This is a genomic window from Hymenobacter coccineus, from assembly GCF_001816125.1.
GTDB lineage: Bacteria > Bacteroidota > Bacteroidia > Cytophagales > Hymenobacteraceae > Hymenobacter > Hymenobacter coccineus.
Genome location: NZ_MDZA01000312.1, coordinates 1 through 17,985 on the forward strand (window position 1 = coordinate 1; position 17,985 = coordinate 17,985).

A 17,985-nucleotide genomic window follows, 5' to 3' on the forward strand; every position below is an offset into this window, starting at 1 on the left:
CGGGCCCCGGGGCCCCCTCCCCCTGCGCCCCTGCCCCGAGCTGCCCCTGCCCGAGCTGCTCACCTCGCCGCTGGAACCCGCCGCCGCTGCTGACGCTGGGGGCCCCGGCTGGGGCTTCCATCGCTACGAGCGGCTGCCCGCGCCGCCGGCCCAGGTGTACGCCCGCCACCTGGGGCTGTTTTTGCTGACGCTGCTGACCACCACGCTGGCGGGCGTGCAGCTCACGCGGGGCGACGTGGGCCTGCCGCCGCTGGGCGTGTGGGGCCTGCCGCCACTGCCGGGGCCGGGCGAGTGGGCGCGCGGGCTGTGGTTTGCGCTGCCGTTTCTGGCCGTGCTCACGGTGCACGAGTTTGGGCACTACTTCGTGGCGCGGCGCAACCGGGTGGCCACGTCGCTGCCGTATTTTATCCCGTTTCCGCTGGGGCTGGGCACCTTCGGGGCCGTCATCCGCATCCAAGACCGGATTTTTTCGCGGCGCGAATTCTTTGATATCGGGCTGGCGGGGCCCCTGGCGGGCTTCTTGGTGGCGGTGCCGCTGCTCATCTACGGCTTCACGCACCTGCCGCCGCTCGATTATTTGTTCCAGATTCACCCCGAGTACGCCCGGTTCGGGGCCAACTACGCGCAGCACGTGTACCCGCCGGGGGCCCCGGACGGCATCAGCCTGGCCCGGCCGCTGCTCTACCGCCTGCTCGAAACGGGCTTTGCCGACCCCACCCGCCTGCCCCACCCCAACGAGCTGCTGCACTACCCGGTGCTGCTGGCCGGGGCCCTGGCCCTGTTCTTCACGGCCCTGAACCTGTTGCCCATGGGCCAGCTCGACGGCGGCCACATCCTCTACGGCCTGCTGGGGGCCCGGCGCTTCAACCGGCTGGCACGGGTGCTCTTTATCGGTTTCATTTTCTACGCCGGGCTGGGGTTGTTTTCGCTGCGCTCGGCGCCCGATACGTGGCTGTACTGGGGCCCTGCCTACGCGCTGTACCTGGGGCTGGTGTGCTGGCGGGCGCTGCCCACGCCGCGGCAGGGCCTGCTGCTGGCGGCGGGCATCTGGGGGGCGCAACTGGCCGTAGCGGCGGCCGTGCCGGGGGTGCTGGGCAACCCCGGCTGGCTGGTATTTGGGCTGCTGCTGGGGCGCCTCACGGGCATTTACCACCCACCCGCGCCCGACGACCGCACCCTGAGCCGCGGCCGCCAGTGGCTGGGCTGGGCAATGGTGGTTATTTTTGTGCTTTGCTTCACGCCCTCGCCGTTTAAGTAATTGTGAGGTGGTGAATGAGTGATTTGGTGAATGAGTGATGGGGCCAAGTGGCTTTTGCGCACTTACTCCTTCACTAAATCACTCATTCACCGGATCACTCATTCCCCCGTTCCCATGCACTTTCAACAACGCCAGCCCACCCGCGCCACCTTGCTGACCCTGCGCGAGCATGGCCTGTACGTGTGCCAGCGCGACGGCCGTGGCCACATTGCCCTGGAGCTGGAAATGCCCTACGAGGAAATATTGCCCGTGCGCACCGAGCGCCGCCGCCAGGTGCCGCAGCGGCAGCTGGCGGGGCTGCTGTTTGGGGCCCTGTGGCTAGCGGCCATCCTGGTGCCCCGCGGCGACCTGGCCTCCCCCGAGGTCACTGCGTTTTGGGGGTGGGCCCTGGTGGCGGCGGCCGGCGTGGGGGGCCTCTTTTTCCATGGGCTGCACCATTGGTGGAGCCAGCGGGTGCTGCACACGGCCCGCGCCCAGGTGGTGCTGCCCGACACGCCGGCCGAACGGGCCGCGTTCCAGGACTTTACCACCGCCCTCGACCGCCGCGCCAAAACCTACCTGCGCCGCGAATACGGTACCGTGAACCCGCTGGGCAACATTGAGCCCCAGCTGCGCCGCGTGGCCTGGCTGCGCGAGCTCGACGTGTTCAGCCCCGATGAGGCCCGCGCCCTCACCACGCGCCTCACTGGCCAGGTGCCCAACGCGCCCCTCACCAGCCTGGGCCAGGACCTGGACATGCCGTTCGTGAACTAGGGCCCCGGGCGCAGCAGAAGGGGCAGCCCGGCAGCGGCGCGGCGGTAACACCGGGGCCACGGGGCGCGTACGTGCGGGCACACCCTTTCCCACCCCCTGCCATGGCCATTGCCCTCAACCCCGCCGCCGTCACGTTCGCCAAAAAGCTCATCGAGGCCGGCAAAATCCAGCCCGACGCCGGCCATTGGGGCCAGCACAACCCCGACCCGGCCCACCAGAACACGTTCCTCCAGCAGCACAGCATGGCCGAGTACGCCAACTGGCACCTGGCCGTCGATGCTGGCCACCAGGAATCAACCAAGGGCCGCTACAAATTTCCTTACGGCGACTTTCAGACCGTGCACCGCGACGGCCTAATCGCCGCCAAGGAGCGCGCTGCCCAACAAGGCTACCACGACGTTGCCAAGGCCGCCGACGAGCTATTAGGCCTACTGGAAGAAGCCGCTAAATAATGTGAAACGGAGTGGCACTCCGTTCGGCGCGCAGGTGCCAACCCTTCTGTAAAACGCGGTGGCACTGCGTTCGGCGCGCGGATATCGTCCCTTGTTGTGAAATGGAGCGGCACCCCGTCCAGCGTCCGTGCGCCGAACGCAGTGCCACTCTGTTTTACATCACACGACTTCCGCGCTTTCAGCCCCGGCGGGGCGGCCTATCGGTAGAAAACTGCTGATTAATAGCGACAAAACCCCAGCGGGGCGACCCAACGGTATGGGTTGCCGCTGGGGCTTTAGTATTCTGACACAACGGCTTACTACCGATGGACCGCCCGCCGGGACTGGAAGCGCGGTTAAGTATCTCCTTACTCCCCGCTCACCACTAGGCGGCGCGTTACGGCGCTGCCGTTGGCCAGGTGCAGGCGCACCAGGTACACGCCGGCGGCCAAGCGGCCGGGCGTGAGCCGGGGCCGGCCAGCCTCGGCGGCGGGCTGCTCCCAGATGGTGCGGCCCAGGGCATCGAGCAGGCTGGCGCGGGCGAAGGCGGGCCCCGCTACGGCGATGGTGCCGCCCGTGGGCGAGGGGTTGGGGTAGAGCGTGAACGCAGCGGGGGCCCCAGCGGCCGCGGGCGGCGCAGTCGCGGTAATCACCGTCTGGTTGTTGGTGAGCAGCGGGCGCACCATGGGGGCCCCGGCGGGCAGGGCCGAAAACGTGAGCCACGTGCCCTGGTTGGTGCGCCAGAGCGTGTTGGCGGGGGGCGGGTTGTTCAGGTCGATGCTGTAGGGCAGAAACTGGCCGCGAGCGGTTTGGCCGTAACCCACGTACACGCGCCCACTCACGGGCACGGAGGTACTAAAGAACACGTCCACAAAGGTTTGGCCGGCGGCTGACGAGTCGGTAAGGGGGTTGCGCAGCGTGGCGGTTTGCGTCATCAGGGGCGTGGCGGCGGGCTGGCCGTTGGCATCGGCCCACACCCCGATGGTGACGCTACGGTTGGCCCCGTTATCGCCCTGGCCATTGTTCAGGAACACGGGGTACAGGCGCACGCCCTTCACCTGGTCGGGCTGGTTGAGGTCGAGGGCGTAGGCCAGGTACTGGATGGGGCCCGTGGACGTGGCCGGCAGCGCCAGCACGGCCTCCGCCGAACCATCATCGAAGGCGTAGTAATCGTTCAGGAACACGTCGCGGCTGAGCGTATCGTTGGGCAGGGTGCGGTCGCCAGCGGCCACACGGGTGTTCAGGGCCAGGGTGTAACGCAGCTGCTTGGCGGCGGGGGTGGTGGGCAGGGGCGCCGTGCGGGCGCTGCCCCCGATGATGGTCTGGCGCGGCTGCGTCGGAATGCTGCGGCTGTCCGTCAGCCACGTGCCCTGGAAGCTGCCGGCTACGTCTTGCACTGTACCCGTCCAGCTGATGGGCGTGGGGATGGGCGGTGGGTTGAGGTTCGTGATTTCAGCGTTGAGCATGGGGTTCAACTCACTGGCGGGCGCGGCGGCGTTGTACTGCCACCAGGGCAGGGCCGTGTAGCGGCGCAGCGGGTTGCCTAGGCCCTGAGCGGTGGCCAGGTCGGCGTAAGTGGTGTCGGCGGCCGTGCGGTTGGGCCCCAGCACGAAGTAGTCGAGGCTCCAGGCATCGGTGCTCACCGAAACGTTGCCGGTGGCCAGGAATTGAAACTGAAAACCGGCGTGGAAGTAGCGCGCATCGGCCACGGCCACCGCTTTTTGCCGGAAGCCGCTCACCGCCGCCCCGCCGGCCTGCTGCTTCCACTGCGACACCCAACGCCCGTCGCGGTCCAGGAAAAACAGCTCCAGCGCCACCGGCGTGCTGCCGCTGCTGCGCTCCGAGGGCCCCACCACGCTCCCCTCCTGCCAGGCAAAGGTGAGGTACACCCCGTTGCCGGGCCCGTAGCCACTCAGGTCGATGGGCTGGGAAGTGAGCGAGTCGATGGCCCCGAAATTGGGCGTGTTGCCGTAGCCCTGGCCGTTGGCCCGCAGCCCGTCGAGCGTGGCCACGCCCCGCGTGAGCGGGTGCACCGGCAGGCGGTTGTTCACCAGGGCTCCGCCGCCGGGCAGCCAGTTTTGCACCCGCGGGTTGCCCTCGCGCGGCGTCGTGAAGTCGTCGAAAAACGGTAGCGTGAGGGCCGCCGTGCCACGCCGCGCTGCCTCGGGCCCCGGGCAGGGGCCGCGCGGCTGGGGTCGGCGGGCAGGGGCTGCACGGGCAGCTCGTTTTGGGCCCGGGCGGCCAGGGCCAGCAGCAGCAGCGCCGGCAACAAGCGAAGCAGTCGAATCATAATCAATTAAAAGGCAGCAGTCTAAAACGGGGTGGTCCGGCGAATTGCCCGAAGGGCTTCGTCGGGCCACTCTTACTCAAGAACAGCGGCTCCGGTTCATCGCCAGCGTGGCCCGACGACGGAAAAAGTCATCGGACCACCCCGTTTTAAACCACCGCTAACTAAAAATCAAAAATGCGGGATTAATAACGCCTTTCTATCTGCACCCATTCGCCTCATTTTTAACCCGTTATTTCAATCCTTAATTTCCTTCGAACGGCAACGCCCCGCCCCGCGCTTTAGTGCCTGCCGGGGCGGGGGCCCCGGGTGGCTCGGCTCTGCCAGGCACTCGCTGGGGCCCCCAGGCGCATCCCAAACGACGCAACGATTAGCGGGCAGCCGGCAAAAAAGCCGGCAGCCCGCGCCGGTTCTGGGGCCCTATTGGGCCACCCACAGGTCCACGAGCTGGCCCATGCGGATGGTGGCGTCGGGGCCCGGCACGGGGCGCTGGCGCACCACGGTGCCAGACGCTTGGCCTTCCTCGGCGGCTACTTCAAACACCTCGCCTTTTTGCAGGCCCTGGCCCACGAGCAGCGTAATGGCTTCGTCCTGCGGCATGTCCACCAGTTTAGGCACCGGAAATTCCTGGTTGCCCAGGCCGTCGCCCACTTCCAGGTCGATGCGCGTGCCCTTGGCCACGGGGGCCCCAGGCGCGATTTCCTTACCATTCACAAACTGCTTCAGCACGGCGTTTTGGGCCAGGTTAGGCACCAGCTTAATCTGGCCCACCACCAGGTCGTAGCTCTGCAAAATGAGCTGGGCGTTTTTCACCGAGCCTTCCACCAGCTTGGGCATTTTGATGACCGGCGGGCGCTTCATGGCCACTTGCAGGTAAATCTTGCGGCCCTCCTTCACCTTTTCGCCCGGCGCAGGGTCTTGGGTCAGCACCGTAAACGGCCGGGTGCCGGGGTTGTAGCTGGAGTCGTCCACGAAATACGCCAGGTTGCGCTCGTCGAGGTACTTCTCCAAATCGGCCACGTTCATGCCCGTTACCTTGGGCACGGTGATGGTTTCGCCGTGGTGGGTGGTTACGGGCAGGTACACGTAGAAAAAGCCCAGCACGAGCAGCGCCGCCGCGCCTAGCACCAGGGCTAGGTGCTTCACGACGTCGAGCGGGGTGTTGGCTTTGAAAAAACTGGCCATTAGGTAGATAAAACTTGGATATTATTTATTGATTTTTTGAGCCGTTTGTCATTGCGAGTGCAACGAAGTGAAGCGCGGCAATGACAATTAATCACTAAACACCTAGCAACGTTTTCTTCTGCCGCGCCTTGCCGAACTCCAGAATCCGGTCCACGAACTGGTAGGGCGTGTAGCCGGCCAGGGCCGTTTGGTGGAAGATGCAGGTGGCGGGCGTCATGCCGGGCAACGAGTTGACTTCGATGATGATAACCTCCACCGCGCCGCCCGGGCGCACCCGCACAAAGGCGTCGATGCGGGCGTAGCCCTGGATGTCGAGCACCTCGGCCACGCGGCGCAATACCGCCTTCACCTTGTTGCTCACGCGCTGGCGCTCGGCGGGCTCGGCGGCGTAGCGGGCGGGCGTAATGTTCTGGCCCTCACCGGCCAGGAACTTCTCCTCCAGGCTCAGCACCTCGCCGTTGGCCAGGGCCTCGCTGGCCTCGAATACTTCGATGGCGAGCCGGCCGTCCTCGTCGTAGCTCGTGAGCAGGCCCCCGGTCACTTCGAGGAAGTGCGCGGCCCCGTCGCGGCTGATGAGCGTTTCCACCAAGAAGGCGTCCTTCTGCGGAAATTCCTCTTTGAAGCCCAGGTGCAGCACCTCGGCGGGGCCCGCCAGCAGGTCTTCCTGGTCGCGGAACATCAGCTCCGAGAAGGCCACCAGCTCGGCGCGGTTCTTAATTTTTTTCACCGCCGACGAGCAGCCGTCGTCGGCCGGCTTGGCGATGAACGGGTACGGAAACTGCGTTTCCAGGCTGCGGTAGAAGCTTTCGGGGTCGGCGGCCCACTCCAGACGCGGGGCCATGCGGTGGTCGGCCACCAGCAGGCCGGCTTCGCGCAGGCGCTGGTTGGTTTCGAACTTGTTGATGGTGACGGCGCTGCTGGCCACGCCCGAGCCGTTGTAGGGCAGGCCGAATTTCTCCAATTCCTGCTGCAGGGCCCCGTCCTCGCCGGGGCGGCCGTGTAGGGCAATGAACACCTCGTCGGCCAGCTCGGCTAGCTCCGCAAAGGAGATGCGGCGCGGCTGGGCCAGCCCCTGCCCGGCGTAGGTGCGGGTGAGGGCCCCCGCCTCGGCCTGTATTTTGGCCAGGATGGGGTGGGGCCCCTCGCCGGCCTCGGCGTGCTCAATCTTCTCGCGGATGTCGTCGGCGTTGTCCTTCAGCATCACGTTGATGGGCAGCACGTAGAGGCGGTGCTCCTGGGCCGAGCCTGTGAGGAACACCGGCACCGGCGCGTACTTGGCCGACGAGCTGAGCTTCTCGAAAATGTTGCGCCCGCTCTCCACCGAAATGTGGCGCTCCGACGAGTACCCGCCCATGATGACGGCCACGCGGATGCGCCCGCCCGCGCCGGCCTGCTGCCGGTCGGCCACCGCCGCGTCAAGCTTCGCCAGCAGGGCCCCCAGCTTGAAGGGTGCCATACCACCCGCTCGCCGCGCCGCCACCGACGTGCGGATGAGGTAGGTAAGGAACTGGCTGGGGTTCAGGCCAATCTCGGCCGCTTGGTGGAAGAAGAACGAGGCCGGCAGCATGCCACTGGTCGTGTTCGGGTCGTTGAGGAAGATGGTGCCGTCGGCCTGAATGAAGCCGTCGAGCCGCGCGTACACCTGGAAGCCGAACGTGCGAAACATGGCCTGGCACTGCTGCCGGATGCGCTCAATTTCAGCCTCGGGCAGGTCGATGGGCGTGATTTTGCGGGCCAGGCCGGGCAGGTACTTCGAGCGGTAGTCGAACAGCTCATCGCCTTTCACAATCTCGGTGGGCGGCAGGGCCAGTGGCTCGCCGCGTTCGTCTTCCACCACGATGCAGCTGAACTCGCGGCCTGCCACGAAGGCCTCCACGAGCACCGCAGTTTCGCCGTGAGTGCTGGCCAGGCGCACCGCGTCGGCGGTTTCAAACCAGGCCGTTAGGGCCCCCAGCAGCGCTTCGGGGTGGTAGATGGGCACAGGCTCGGCGACCGGGGCCCCGGCGGTTTCGAGCACCACGGGCAGGCCGATGCCCTCGCGGATGTCGGCCAGGTGCTGCACCCAGGCGCGCTGGCCTTCCGCATCCATCCCTTGCCACTCGGCGCGGGTCAGTTTCTTGCGAAACAAGCTGCGCTCTACGGCCGCCTCGAACGCAGCCAAGTTGCTTTCCTTCAAGATGCTGATGCCAATGCTGCTGCCCTGGTGCGGCGCCTTGAACACCAGCGGCAGGCCCAGGGCCCCCACGGTGTCGGCCAGCACGGCGGCGGGGTCAGCGGCGTCCCAAGCAGCGGCGGTGATAACGCGGAAATCCGGCGTGGGCAAGCCCGTGGCTTGCAGCAGCCGCTTTTGGGCCACCTTGTCGATGCCGAACGCGGAGGGCAAAATGCCCGAGCCCGAGTACGGTACACCCAGCCACTCCAGCAGGCCCTGGATGGCGCCGTCTTCGCCGCCCGGCCCGTGCAGGGCCAGGAAGGCAAAATCCATCAGCAGCGGCAGCTCCTCGGGCAGCACCTGGCGGCCCACGCGGCTCAGCTGGCCGTCGAGCTGCGGGCCAGTGGGGGGCGCCAGGCTCTCCACGTACACCGACCACGGGTGGGTCGTGGGTGGCAGCGCGGCCACCGGCGGGTAAAAGTCGCGAATGGTGCCTTTGTACAAATACGGCCAGTCGAGCAGCAGGAAGCGCCCCAGACTGTCCACAAAAATGGGCACCGGCTGAAACAGCGCCTTGTCCAAGTTATCGAAAACGGTGCGGCCCCCGGCAAACGAAATTTCCCGCTCGCGCGAAGTACCCCCGAAAAAAATGCCAATTCTCATAGTAGCGCAAAGGTAAGGCGGGAGCGTTGGGGCCCACCCGTAGCGTGGACTCTGCGAGTTCGCGCGGTAGAACGGTCACCGCCCGGGCTGTAGCGCGGAATCTGTAGTCCGCGGCTCTGAACGGTCGCCGAACGATTACCGGCAGGACGAAGCGAGCGCCGCGGACTACAACCGAAGGTCAGCGAAGCTAAAGTCCGCGCTACAGCGCAACGGCCACCGGCAAGACGAAGCAAGCGTCGCGGACTACAAAGTCCGCGCTACAGCAGCGCCACTAGCTCGGCCACTAAAGCGGCGTCGGTTTCGAACTGCGGGGTGGCGAACAGGCCCGCGCCAGCCTCAGCTGGCACCAGGCGTTTGGCGCTAGCGTGGAACTCGGGGGCCCCGGTGTGGGCAGCCAGCGCTTGGACATTGGCCGCCGTGATGCCCGCGCCCGGCATAATGCGCACGCGCCCAGCAGCCTGCGCCACCAGCGCGGCCAGCTGGTTTTGCCCGGCTTCGGCGGAGGCTTGGCCGCCCGAGGTGAGCACGCGCTGGCAACCCAGGGCAACGACGGCCTCCAGGGCCCCCGGCTGGTCGGGGCAAGCGTCGAAGGCGCGGTGGAAGGTGACTTCCAAGGGCCCGGCGGCGGCGATGAGGGCCCGGCAGGCGGCTACGTCCACGCGGCCGGCGGCATCCAGGGCCCCCAGCACCACGCCCGCGCAGCCCAGGGCGCGGCAGGCTTCGATGTCGGTTTGCATGAGGGCCAGCTCGTCGGCGCTGTACACGAAGCCACCCGGCCGCGGCCGAATCAGCACGAACACCGGGATGGCCAGCCGCGCCCGCACCGCTTTAATAAGACCGTAGGAAGGCGTGGTGCCGCCCTGCTCCAGGTTTTGGCACAGCTCAATGCGCTGGGCCCCACCGGCCTGTGCGGCCAATGCCGAAGACAGCGACGCAGCGCAGATTTCCAACGGCCGGCTCACTTCAGGAAGTACGCGCTTTCGACGAGGCGCGGCGTGTCGGTGGTGCTCAGCGAGTAGCTGAAGCCCTTTTGCAGGGCGTAGGCCCCGATCTGGCCCTGGCGGTTCACGGCGATGAACGCCACCTGGATATCGCGCGCCTGGGCCCCCTTGATTTTGGCAACGCGCGCAACGGCCTCTTGGCAAGCGGCTTGCGGCGAGCGGCCCTGGCGCATCAGCTCCACCACGGTGTGCGAGCCGGCCATGCGAATCACGTCCTCGCCCTGGCCGGTGGCGGCCGCGGCGCCCACCTCGGGGTCCACAAACAAGCCGGCGCCGATGATGGGCGAGTCGCCGAGGCGGCCGCGCATCTTGAAGCCCATGCCGCTGGTGGTGCAGCTGCCACTGAGGCGGCCCTGTGCGTCCAGGGCCAGCATGGCGATGGTGTCGTGGTTGTTGGCCCCACCGGCGGGGCCCGGGGGCCGCGTACCCGAGTTCTCCACGTTGATAATGGGCTTATACTGGCTGGTTTTCAACCACTCGCGGTAGGCTTTTTCGGCGTCGGGGCTCAGCTTCTGCGCTTCGAGCGGGAAGCCTTGGGCCACGGCAAATTGCTGGGCCCCAGGGCCCACCAGCATCACGTGCGGCGTGCGCTCCATCACGCGGCGCGCCACACTGATGGGGTGCTTGATGCGCTCGAGCGCGGCCACGCTGCCGCAGCCGTACTTGTCGTCCATGATGCAGGCGTCGAGCGTCACGATGCCGTCGCGGTCGGGGTTGGCGCCCAGGCCCACGCAGCAGCTCTGCTCGGCCTCGGTCACCATCACGCCGGCCTCCACGGCGTCGAGGGCGTAGCCGCCGGCACCCAATATTTTCCAGGCGCCGCGGTTGGCGTTCAGGCCCGCGTCCCAAGTGGAAATGACGAGGGGTTTGCCCACCGCGGGGGGCCCCGGCAGGGCCGAGGCGGCGAGCGGCGCGGCGGCCAGCCCGGCCAGGCCAGCGGCGGAAGAATGCAGAAATTTCCGGCGAGAAGACATAAAGCAAGGCAAATGAGGAGCGGCGCAAGATAGGGCCCGCCGCCAACTCGCGCGTACTTTCGCGCCGATGCTACTCCTCGCCGACGGCGGTTCGACCAAATGCAGCTGGTGCCTGCTCGACGACGCCCCCTCCACTCCGCCCACCCACTTCACCACCGAAGGCTACAACCCCTACTTCTGGGACTCGGCCGCCATTGCCGCGTCGCTGGCTAGCGGGCTGCCCGTTGGTGTGGCCCCCGAGCGGGTGCGCGCCGTGCACTACTACGGGGCCGGCGTGCTCTCGCCGGCCAAGGCCGAGGTGGTGGCCGGGGCCCTGCGCCAGGTGTTTCCCGGGGCCCAGGTGCACGTGGCCGAAGACCTGCTGGCGGCGGCCCGCGCCCTGCTGGGCCGCGCGCCGGGCTTCGCCGCCATCCTGGGCACGGGCACCAATTCGTGCTTGTTCGACGGCGAGAAAATCACCCACGTGGTGGAGTCGCTGGGCTACTCGCTCGGCGACGAGGGCGCAGGCACGTACCTGGGCCGGCTGCTGCTGCGCGACTACCTGCGCGGCCGGGTGCCGGCGGGCCTGGCGGCGGCCATGCGGGCCAGCCACGGCCTGGGCGACCTCAGCGAAGTGCTCGACCGACTCTACAGCCAGCCGCTGCCCAACCGCTTCCTGGCCAGCTTTGCCCGGCTGGCGCGCGAGCACTACCACGAGCCCTATTGCCAGGCCGCAGTGGCGCAAACGTTCGAGGCGTTTTTCCAGCAAATTGTGACGCATTACCCCGATTACCAGCGCTATTCGTTCAACTGCGTGGGCTCGGTGGGCTACCACTTCCGCGACGCGCTGGCCGCCGCCGCCACCCGCCACGGCATGGCGGTGGGCCACATCCTGCAGGGCCCCATCGACGCGCTGGCGGCCTACCACCGAGCCGCTGCCGCGCAGTAGGGCCCCGGGCGCGGCGTCACAAAAGCCGCGCGCGCCGTTCAATGGCTAGCCGGGGCCCCGCGGGGCGTTCGGCGTTCTTCCGGCACCTTTGCAGCAATTTCTTCTCCTAAGTTGTCGGTTGATTCATTAGTTATCAGGCTTGTTACTGAATTAGAAAAAAGCAGGCCGTCATGCAGAGCACAGCGAAGCATGACGGCCTGCTTTGTGCAATTCCTTTATTTGGGAATGCCTGTATTGACTAACGACGAACAACTGACCACCCGTTTACTTTCTTCTCCTAACCCCTCCCCTGCTCCATGAACACCCTGGATAACACCAACTTCGCCGGCCGCCGCGCCGTGGTGCGCGTCGATTTCAACGTGCCGCTCGACAAAGACCTGCGCATCACCGACGACACCCGCATCCGGGCGGCCACGCCGTCCATCAAAAAATCCTGGCCGACGGCGGCGCCGTGGTGCTGCTCTCGCACCTGGGCCGGCCCAAGGGCGGCTACGAGAAGAAGTTTTCGCTCGAAAGCCTCGTGCTGCGCCTCCAGCAGGAATACGGCCAGGAAGTGCTCTGGGGCGGCGACGTGCTGAGCGACGAGGCCCTGGCAAAAGCCAAAAACCTGCAAGCCGGCCAAATCCTGCTGCTCGACAACCTGCGCTTCCACAAGGAAGAAGAAGCCGGCGACCCGGCCTTTGCCCAGCGCTTGGCCGCGCTCGGCGACGTGTACGTGAACGACGCCTTCGGCACGGCCCACCGGGCCCACGCCTCCACGGCCGTTATGGCCCAGTACTTCGCCCCCGAAAACCGGGTGGGCGGCTACCTGCTGCAAGGCGAAGTGGACAACGCCCGCAAGGTGCTGGAGCACGCCGAGCGGCCCTTCACCGCCATCATGGGCGGCGCCAAAATCTCGGATAAGATCCTGCTAATCGACAAGTTGCTCGACAAGGTGGACAACCTGCTCATCGGCGGCGGCATGGCCTACACGTTTGCCGTGGCCCAGGGCGGCCACGTGGGCAGCTCGCTGCTGGAAGCCGACAAGGTGGACCTGGCCCGCGACCTCATCGCCCGCGCCAAGGCCAAGGGCGTGAACCTGGTGCTGCCCGGCGACAGCCTCATCGCCGATGTCTTCGCCAACGACGCCAACGTGGACGTGGCCCCCAACGACAGCATTCCGGCCGGCTGGATGGGCCTCGATTTGGGCCCCGACGCCCGCGAAGAGTTCGCCGACATCATCCGCGCCAGCAAAACCATCCTCTGGAACGGCCCGATGGGCGTCTTTGAAATGAGCAATTTCTCGCTCGGCACCGAGTTCGTGGCCCGCGCCGTGGCCGAGGCCACCGAGGCCGGCGCCTACTCGCTCATCGGCGGCGGCGATTCGGCCGCAGCCGTGCAGCAAATGGGCTTCGCCGACCGCGTGAGCTACATCAGCACCGGCGGTGGGGCCCTGCTCGAATTTATGGAAGGCAAGGAGCTGCCCGGCGTGGCTGCCCTGGGCTAAGCACGAGCTTTTCGGCCTGGCATTTTAGGGCCCCGGCTGCGTTGCAGCCGGGGCCTTTGCGTGACTGCTACTGCGGGGCCCTGTAGCTTTGCGGCCAGCATTTTTGCTTTGTACCGCTTTTTTTTGCGCTAGATTCCATGGCCGACATCACTTCCGACGAGCTAAAGCAACGCCAACAAGCCGGCGAAACCCCCACCATCATCGACGTGCGCGAGCCGTGGGAATTTGAGGAAAGTCGAATCCCCGGGGCCCAAAACATCTCCCTCGGCACCCTGCCCACCAAGCTCGACGACTTGGAAGAACTCAAGGACCAGGAAGTGATTGTGCATTGCAAAAGTGGGGCCCGCTCCGCTTCGGCAGCAGCGTTTCTGAAGCAGCAGGGCTTCACCAACGTTCGCAACCTGCTGGGCGGCATCATGAATTACTAAGCGTAGATTTTATCCCGTAGAGACGCGACACTTTGCGTCCCAATTGTTGAACAGTTGCTATCAACACTGGGCATTGATTGGGACGCAAAGTGTCGCGTCTCTACGTTTATTAGCCTGCCAGCTATCGGCTAAAGCGGCGGCCGCAGCTGCCCGTCGGCTTCGTAGCGCAGGGCCCCGGCGTCCACCAGTTCGCGCAGGGTGGCCTTCACCTCGTCGGCCTGGGCGGGCGCGAAGGCGGCCACCACTTCACGGGGCGTTTGGGCCTGCTGGGCCAGGCGCTGCACCAGCTGCTCGCGCAGGCCGGCGGTGACCACGGGGCCCTGGGCGGCTTTTTTGGCAGCTAGGCACACGTCGCAGACCCCGCAGCGGGGCGGGCTGTCCTCATCGAAGTACGTGAGCAGTAGCTGCTGGCGGCAGCGCGTGCCGCTGAGGTAGTGGATGGTGGCGGCGGTTTTTTCCTCAGCCAGGGCCCGGGCGGCTTCGAGGCGGCGCTGGTCGAGGGGCAGCTTGGCGGCCTCGTGGCGGGGGGTGGTGAACATGGCCTGCGGGGCCTCGTGGCGCGGCTGGTAGTGCAGCACGCCGGCCCCATGCAGGTAGCGCAGCTGGTGTTGCACCTCCACGAGGCTACGCCGCACTTGGTTGGCCAGCCCCTGCTCCGACACGGTTTGGAAGCCCGCGAACAGCTCGCCGCCGTGCAGCCGCAGCAGCGCCTTGATAAGCAAGTCGTGCTCGGCGTTGGCCACCTGGAAGGCGTACAGGTCGTGGTTATTGGTCACGATGTGCACCCTCGCCGGGTTATTCACGGCCTCGTTTAGTTGAATAAAGCCCTCGCGCTGCAATATTTTCAGGGCGTTGTGCGCGTCCACGGCCCGGATGCGGTAGGTTTCGGCAAACTGCCCCAGGTCGAAATCGAACGGCGCTAACTCGCCGCCACCCACCGCCGTGCGCGAGTAGTTGGCCAGCGCCTGGTACACGCGCCGCACCGTGTCGAGCGGCGGAAAGGCCAGCGTGGTGCGGCGGCGCATTTCCGGCCCGTCGTGGGGCCCCGCCAGCAGCACGGCGAAGGCGTAAAGGCCGTCGCGTCCGGCGCGGCCCGCCTCCTGGTAGTAGGCCTCCAGGGTATCGGGCGCGTCGAGGTGGGCCACCACGCGCACATCGGGCTTGTCGATGCCCATCCCGAAGGCATTGGTAGCCACGATGATGCGGGTTTTGTCCTCCAGCCAGTCCTGTTGCACTTTGGTGCGGCGCTCGGGGCCCAGGCCGGCGTGGTAGGCGGCGGCGGGCAGCCGGTTTTGCTGCAAGTAGGCGGCCGTGTCCTCGGTTTGGCGGCGGGTGCGGGCGTACACGATGCCGGTTTTGCCGGGGCCCACGCCGCGTAGCACCTCCAACAGCCGGCGCAACTTGTCCTCTGTGGGCAGCACCGAATACGAGAGTTTGGGCCGCAAAAAGCTTTGCTGAAACACGCCGTGGCCAGGTCGGAATAGCAGCTTCTCCACGATGTCGTCGCGCACTTGCCGGGTGGCCGTAGCCGTGAGGGCCACCACCGGCACGCCCGGCGCCAGCAGGCCCCGCAGCTCGGCAATGCGCAGGTAGGGCGGCCGGAAATCATAGCCCCACTGCGACACGCAGTGGGCCTCGTCCACGGCCAGCAGGCTCACCGGCATCTTGGCCACCCGCACCCGGAAGATGTCGGTGAGCAGCCGCTCAGGGCTCACGTACAGAAACTTGACATCGCGGCCGTACACGCAGTTGTCCAGCGTGTGGTCGATTTCCTGGGCGCTCATGCCCGCGTAAATGGCTTCAGCCTTGAGGCCCCGGCGGCGCAAGCCGTCCACCTGGTCCTTCATCAAGGCAATAAGCGGCGACACCACCAGGCACAGCCCCGGCCGGCCAGCGCCGGCACCTGGAAGCACACACTCTTGCCGCCGCCAGTGGGCAGCAGCGCCAGCGTGTCGTGCCCGTCCAGAACGGATTGGATAATTTCCGCCTGCCCCGGCCTAAACGCCGCGTGGCCCCAAAACTCACGCAGCAGCGCCAGGGGTTCAGTATGGGCAACGGGCTCGGGCATGGACGAAATTACGGCACTCCTCCGGCTGGGGCACTTCGCACCCGCCGCGGAGCAGCCGCCCACGCCTGAGCAAGGGGCCCTAAAATGGCTCCGCTGCCCAAGAAAAAATTGTGGAGGCGCTGTCCAAGACGGAGTAAGGAGCAATGCAAGGCTCAACGAGCCGGCTATTGCGCACCGCGAGAATGCTAGTTTATGCCGCGATAATTCCATATAATATAAATTTTACTATATTGCAGCTACTCAACATTTTCCCACTTCAACCGCTTTTTTGATGACGATTCGTTTACTGACAACCACCTGGGCTCGGTGCGGGGCCTTGCTGCTGCTGGCTGCGCTGCCCACTACTGGCCTGCGTGCCCAGTCGCACCCCTTCGAGCTGGCCGATTTGGCCAAGCTGACCGGCCTGACCGACCCGCAATTTTCGCCCGATGGCAAGCGCGTGGCAGTGGTCACCTCCGTGCCCGACTACGACGAGGACCGGTTCCTGACGAGCCTCGTGCTGGTGGATGTAGCCAATGGACAGCAGCGCGTACTGGCCGGGCCCCGCAGCGGCCTCAGCCAGCCCCGCTGGTCGCCCAGCGGCCAGGAAATTGCGTTTCTACTGAAAACCGGCACGGGCAAAGACGCGGCACCGCAGCTGTTTGCGCTGGCGCTAGCCGGGGGCGAGCCGCGCCAGCTCACCCACGCGCCCAAGGGCGTGCAGCACTACGCCTGGCGGCCCGACGGCAGCGCCTTCGCCTATGTGACGGCTGATGAGCCCGCCAAACAGGCTGGCCCGGCCGACAAAGGCTACGACGCATTCGAAGTGGGCGACAACGACTTTTTACTAGGCGCGGCACCAACGGCCTCGCACATCTGGCTGGTGCCGGCGGCCGGCGGCGAGGCCAAGCGCCTGACCTCCGGCCCCTGGAGCCTGCCGGTGACCATTCCGCCGGGCGCACCCTCGTCGCCCCTTTCGTGGAGCCCCGACGGCCAGTCGCTAGCCTTCGTGCGGGTGCCCACGCCCCACTCGGGCGACAACCGGCAACGCAGCATTCAGGTGCTCAACGTGGCCGACGGCAGCATACGCCCGCTCACCCAACGCCCGCTGCTGGAAAGCTACCCCGCGTTTTCGCCCGACGGCAAGCAGGTGGCCTATTGGTACCCCAGCCAGGGTAAATACACGAATATCAGTGAGGTGTGGGTGACCCCTGCGGGCGGTGGCGAGGGCCATGACCTGACGCTCGCTCTAGACCGCGACGTGGCCCGCTCCATCTGGATGCCCGATGGCAAGACGCTGCTGCTGGGCGGGCTCGACGGCGACCGCACCTCGCTGTGGATCCAGCCGATAAAGGGCGGCGCGGCCCGCAAGCTGGCCCTGGGGACGGTGAGCCCGGCGTGGTCGTACTGGGTCGAGGCCAACGTGGGCCGCACCGGCGGCATCGCCTTCGTCGGTTCCAGCCCCGACCGGCCAGCAGAGTTGTACTACCTGGCCTCTGCTTCGGCCGCCCCCAAGCGGCTCACCAACTTCAACGGTGCCGTGCAAGCGTTGCAGCTGGGCAAGGCCGAAACCAGAACCTGGCAGTCGGACGGTTTCCGGCACGACGGCCAGCTAACGTATCCGGCTAACTACGTTGCCGGCAAAAAATACCCGCTGGTGCTCGTCGTTCACGGCGGGCCATACTCGGCATCTACGGCAGTATTTTCTTCGCTAAGCCAGCTATTTGCGGGACGGGGCTACTTCACATTCGAGCCCAACTACCGGGGCAGTATCCACCAAGGCAACGCCTACAAAGCCGCTATTTACAAGGACTTCGGGGCCGGTCCGGGCCGCGACGTGATGGCGGGCCTGGCCCAACTCAAGCGTAGCGGCCTGGTCGACACAGCCCGCATCGGGGTGAGCGGCTGGAGCTACGGCGGCTTCATGACGGCGTGGCTGCTGGGCCATTACCCCGCGCAGTGGAAAGCGGGCGTAGCCGGGGCCGCCGCTACCGACTGGGAAGACCAGTACAACCTGGCTGACGGCAGTACGCAATGGGGCGAGCTTATCGGCGAGTCGCCTTGGCTGAACGAGGCCAATGCCCAAGCCTACCGCGCCCAGTCGGCAATGAGCGCAGCCAGTAAGATTAAAGCCCCCACGCTAATTCTGGCCAACACGGCCGACCCGCGCGTGCCCATTACGCAGTCGTACAAGCTATTTCACGCCCTGAAGGACAACGGCGTGGCCACCAAGTTCATCGCCTGGCCCGTGCCTGCTCACAACGCCAGCGACCCGGTGCGCCAGCGCGAGCGCAACCGCTTCTGGCTGGACTGGATGGATACGTACTTGCAGCCCGGCACCGCGGCCGTTGCACCGGCACCCAAGTCCACGGGCGGCAACTGAGCGGCCACC

Annotated in this window: 14 protein-coding genes and 1 pseudogene; 7 read left to right on the forward strand and 8 right to left on the reverse strand. The window is 66.6% G+C overall.

Annotated elements, in window-relative coordinates:
* The 3 genes from BEN49_RS16175 to BEN49_RS16185 form a co-directional block, all read left to right on the forward strand.
* Positions 1-1,258: site-2 protease family protein (locus tag BEN49_RS16175; protein WP_438831789.1), on the forward strand; the 1,258-nt coding region annotated here is incomplete at its 5' end.
* Positions 1,259-1,372: 114 nt separating this feature from the next.
* Complete coding sequence (locus BEN49_RS16180) at positions 1,373-2,011, forward strand: hypothetical protein (protein ID WP_070745117.1); 639 nt, start codon at positions 1,373-1,375, stop codon at positions 2,009-2,011.
* 101 nt (positions 2,012-2,112) lie between these two features.
* Positions 2,113-2,463 carry a hypothetical protein gene (locus tag BEN49_RS16185; protein ID WP_070745119.1) on the forward strand — a complete coding sequence of 117 codons (351 nt, stop codon included), beginning with the start codon at positions 2,113-2,115 and terminating at the stop codon, positions 2,461-2,463.
* Between the two features lie 347 nt (positions 2,464-2,810).
* On the opposite strand, the gene BEN49_RS16190 is transcribed toward BEN49_RS16185, so the two are convergent.
* From BEN49_RS16190 to BEN49_RS16210, 6 genes are all read right to left on the reverse strand, one after another.
* On the reverse strand, positions 2,811-4,526 hold the full coding sequence (locus BEN49_RS16190; RefSeq protein WP_070745121.1) for a T9SS type A sorting domain-containing protein: 1,716 nt from the start codon (positions 4,524-4,526) through the stop codon (positions 2,811-2,813).
* Positions 4,490-4,732: a hypothetical protein gene (locus tag BEN49_RS27045; RefSeq protein ID WP_125916946.1), complete on the reverse strand. Its 243-nt coding sequence runs from the start codon at positions 4,730-4,732 to the stop codon at positions 4,490-4,492. The genes BEN49_RS16190 and BEN49_RS27045 overlap by 37 nt, the downstream gene beginning before the upstream one ends.
* Positions 4,733-5,149: 417 nt before the next feature.
* The gene (locus tag BEN49_RS16195) at positions 5,150-5,914 is read right to left on the reverse strand and encodes a PASTA domain-containing protein (RefSeq protein WP_070745123.1); all 765 of its coding nucleotides are present in this window, start codon (positions 5,912-5,914) and stop codon (positions 5,150-5,152) included.
* A 94-nt stretch (positions 5,915-6,008) separates the two neighbouring features.
* Positions 6,009-8,729 (reverse strand): D-alanine--D-alanine ligase family protein, encoded by a 2,721-nt coding sequence (locus BEN49_RS16200; RefSeq protein WP_070745125.1) that lies wholly within the window; start codon positions 8,727-8,729, stop codon positions 6,009-6,011.
* Between the two features lie 257 nt (positions 8,730-8,986).
* On the reverse strand, positions 8,987-9,691 hold the full coding sequence (locus BEN49_RS16205) for a copper homeostasis protein CutC (RefSeq protein WP_070745127.1): 705 nt from the start codon (positions 9,689-9,691) through the stop codon (positions 8,987-8,989).
* On the reverse strand, positions 9,688-10,704 hold the full coding sequence (locus tag BEN49_RS16210) for a glycosylasparaginase (protein WP_070745129.1): 1,017 nt from the start codon (positions 10,702-10,704) through the stop codon (positions 9,688-9,690). Before BEN49_RS16210 ends, BEN49_RS16205 begins: the two co-directional genes overlap by 4 nt.
* Positions 10,705-10,771: 67 nt before the next feature.
* Here BEN49_RS16210 and BEN49_RS16215 point away from each other — a divergent pair, with 67 nt between their 5' ends.
* From BEN49_RS16215 to BEN49_RS16225, 3 genes and pseudogenes are all read left to right on the forward strand, one after another.
* Positions 10,772-11,632: an N-acetylglucosamine kinase gene (locus BEN49_RS16215; protein WP_070745131.1), complete on the forward strand. Its 861-nt coding sequence runs from the start codon at positions 10,772-10,774 to the stop codon at positions 11,630-11,632.
* A 296-nt stretch (positions 11,633-11,928) separates the two neighbouring features.
* Positions 11,929-13,118 (forward strand): annotated as a pseudogene (locus tag BEN49_RS16220) (phosphoglycerate kinase).
* A 137-nt stretch (positions 13,119-13,255) separates the two neighbouring features.
* A complete protein-coding gene (locus BEN49_RS16225; RefSeq protein WP_070745133.1) occupies positions 13,256-13,546 on the forward strand; it encodes a rhodanese-like domain-containing protein in 291 nt (96 codons plus the stop codon).
* Positions 13,547-13,674: 128 nt separating this feature from the next.
* Here the strand turns inward: BEN49_RS16225 and BEN49_RS30190 are convergent, their stop codons facing one another.
* On the reverse strand, positions 13,675-15,414 hold the full coding sequence (locus BEN49_RS30190) for a RecQ family ATP-dependent DNA helicase (RefSeq protein ID WP_262490212.1): 1,740 nt from the start codon (positions 15,412-15,414) through the stop codon (positions 13,675-13,677).
* Positions 15,393-15,614 (reverse strand): DEAD/DEAH box helicase, encoded by a 222-nt coding sequence (locus BEN49_RS30195; protein WP_262490213.1) that lies wholly within the window; start codon positions 15,612-15,614, stop codon positions 15,393-15,395. The genes BEN49_RS30190 and BEN49_RS30195 overlap by 22 nt, the downstream gene beginning before the upstream one ends.
* A gap of 271 nt (positions 15,615-15,885) precedes the next feature.
* Between BEN49_RS30195 and BEN49_RS16235 the strand changes: the two genes are divergently transcribed.
* The gene (locus BEN49_RS16235; RefSeq protein ID WP_083326182.1) at positions 15,886-17,976 is read left to right on the forward strand and encodes a S9 family peptidase; all 2,091 of its coding nucleotides are present in this window, start codon (positions 15,886-15,888) and stop codon (positions 17,974-17,976) included.
* The last annotated feature ends 9 nt before the right edge of the window (positions 17,977-17,985 follow it).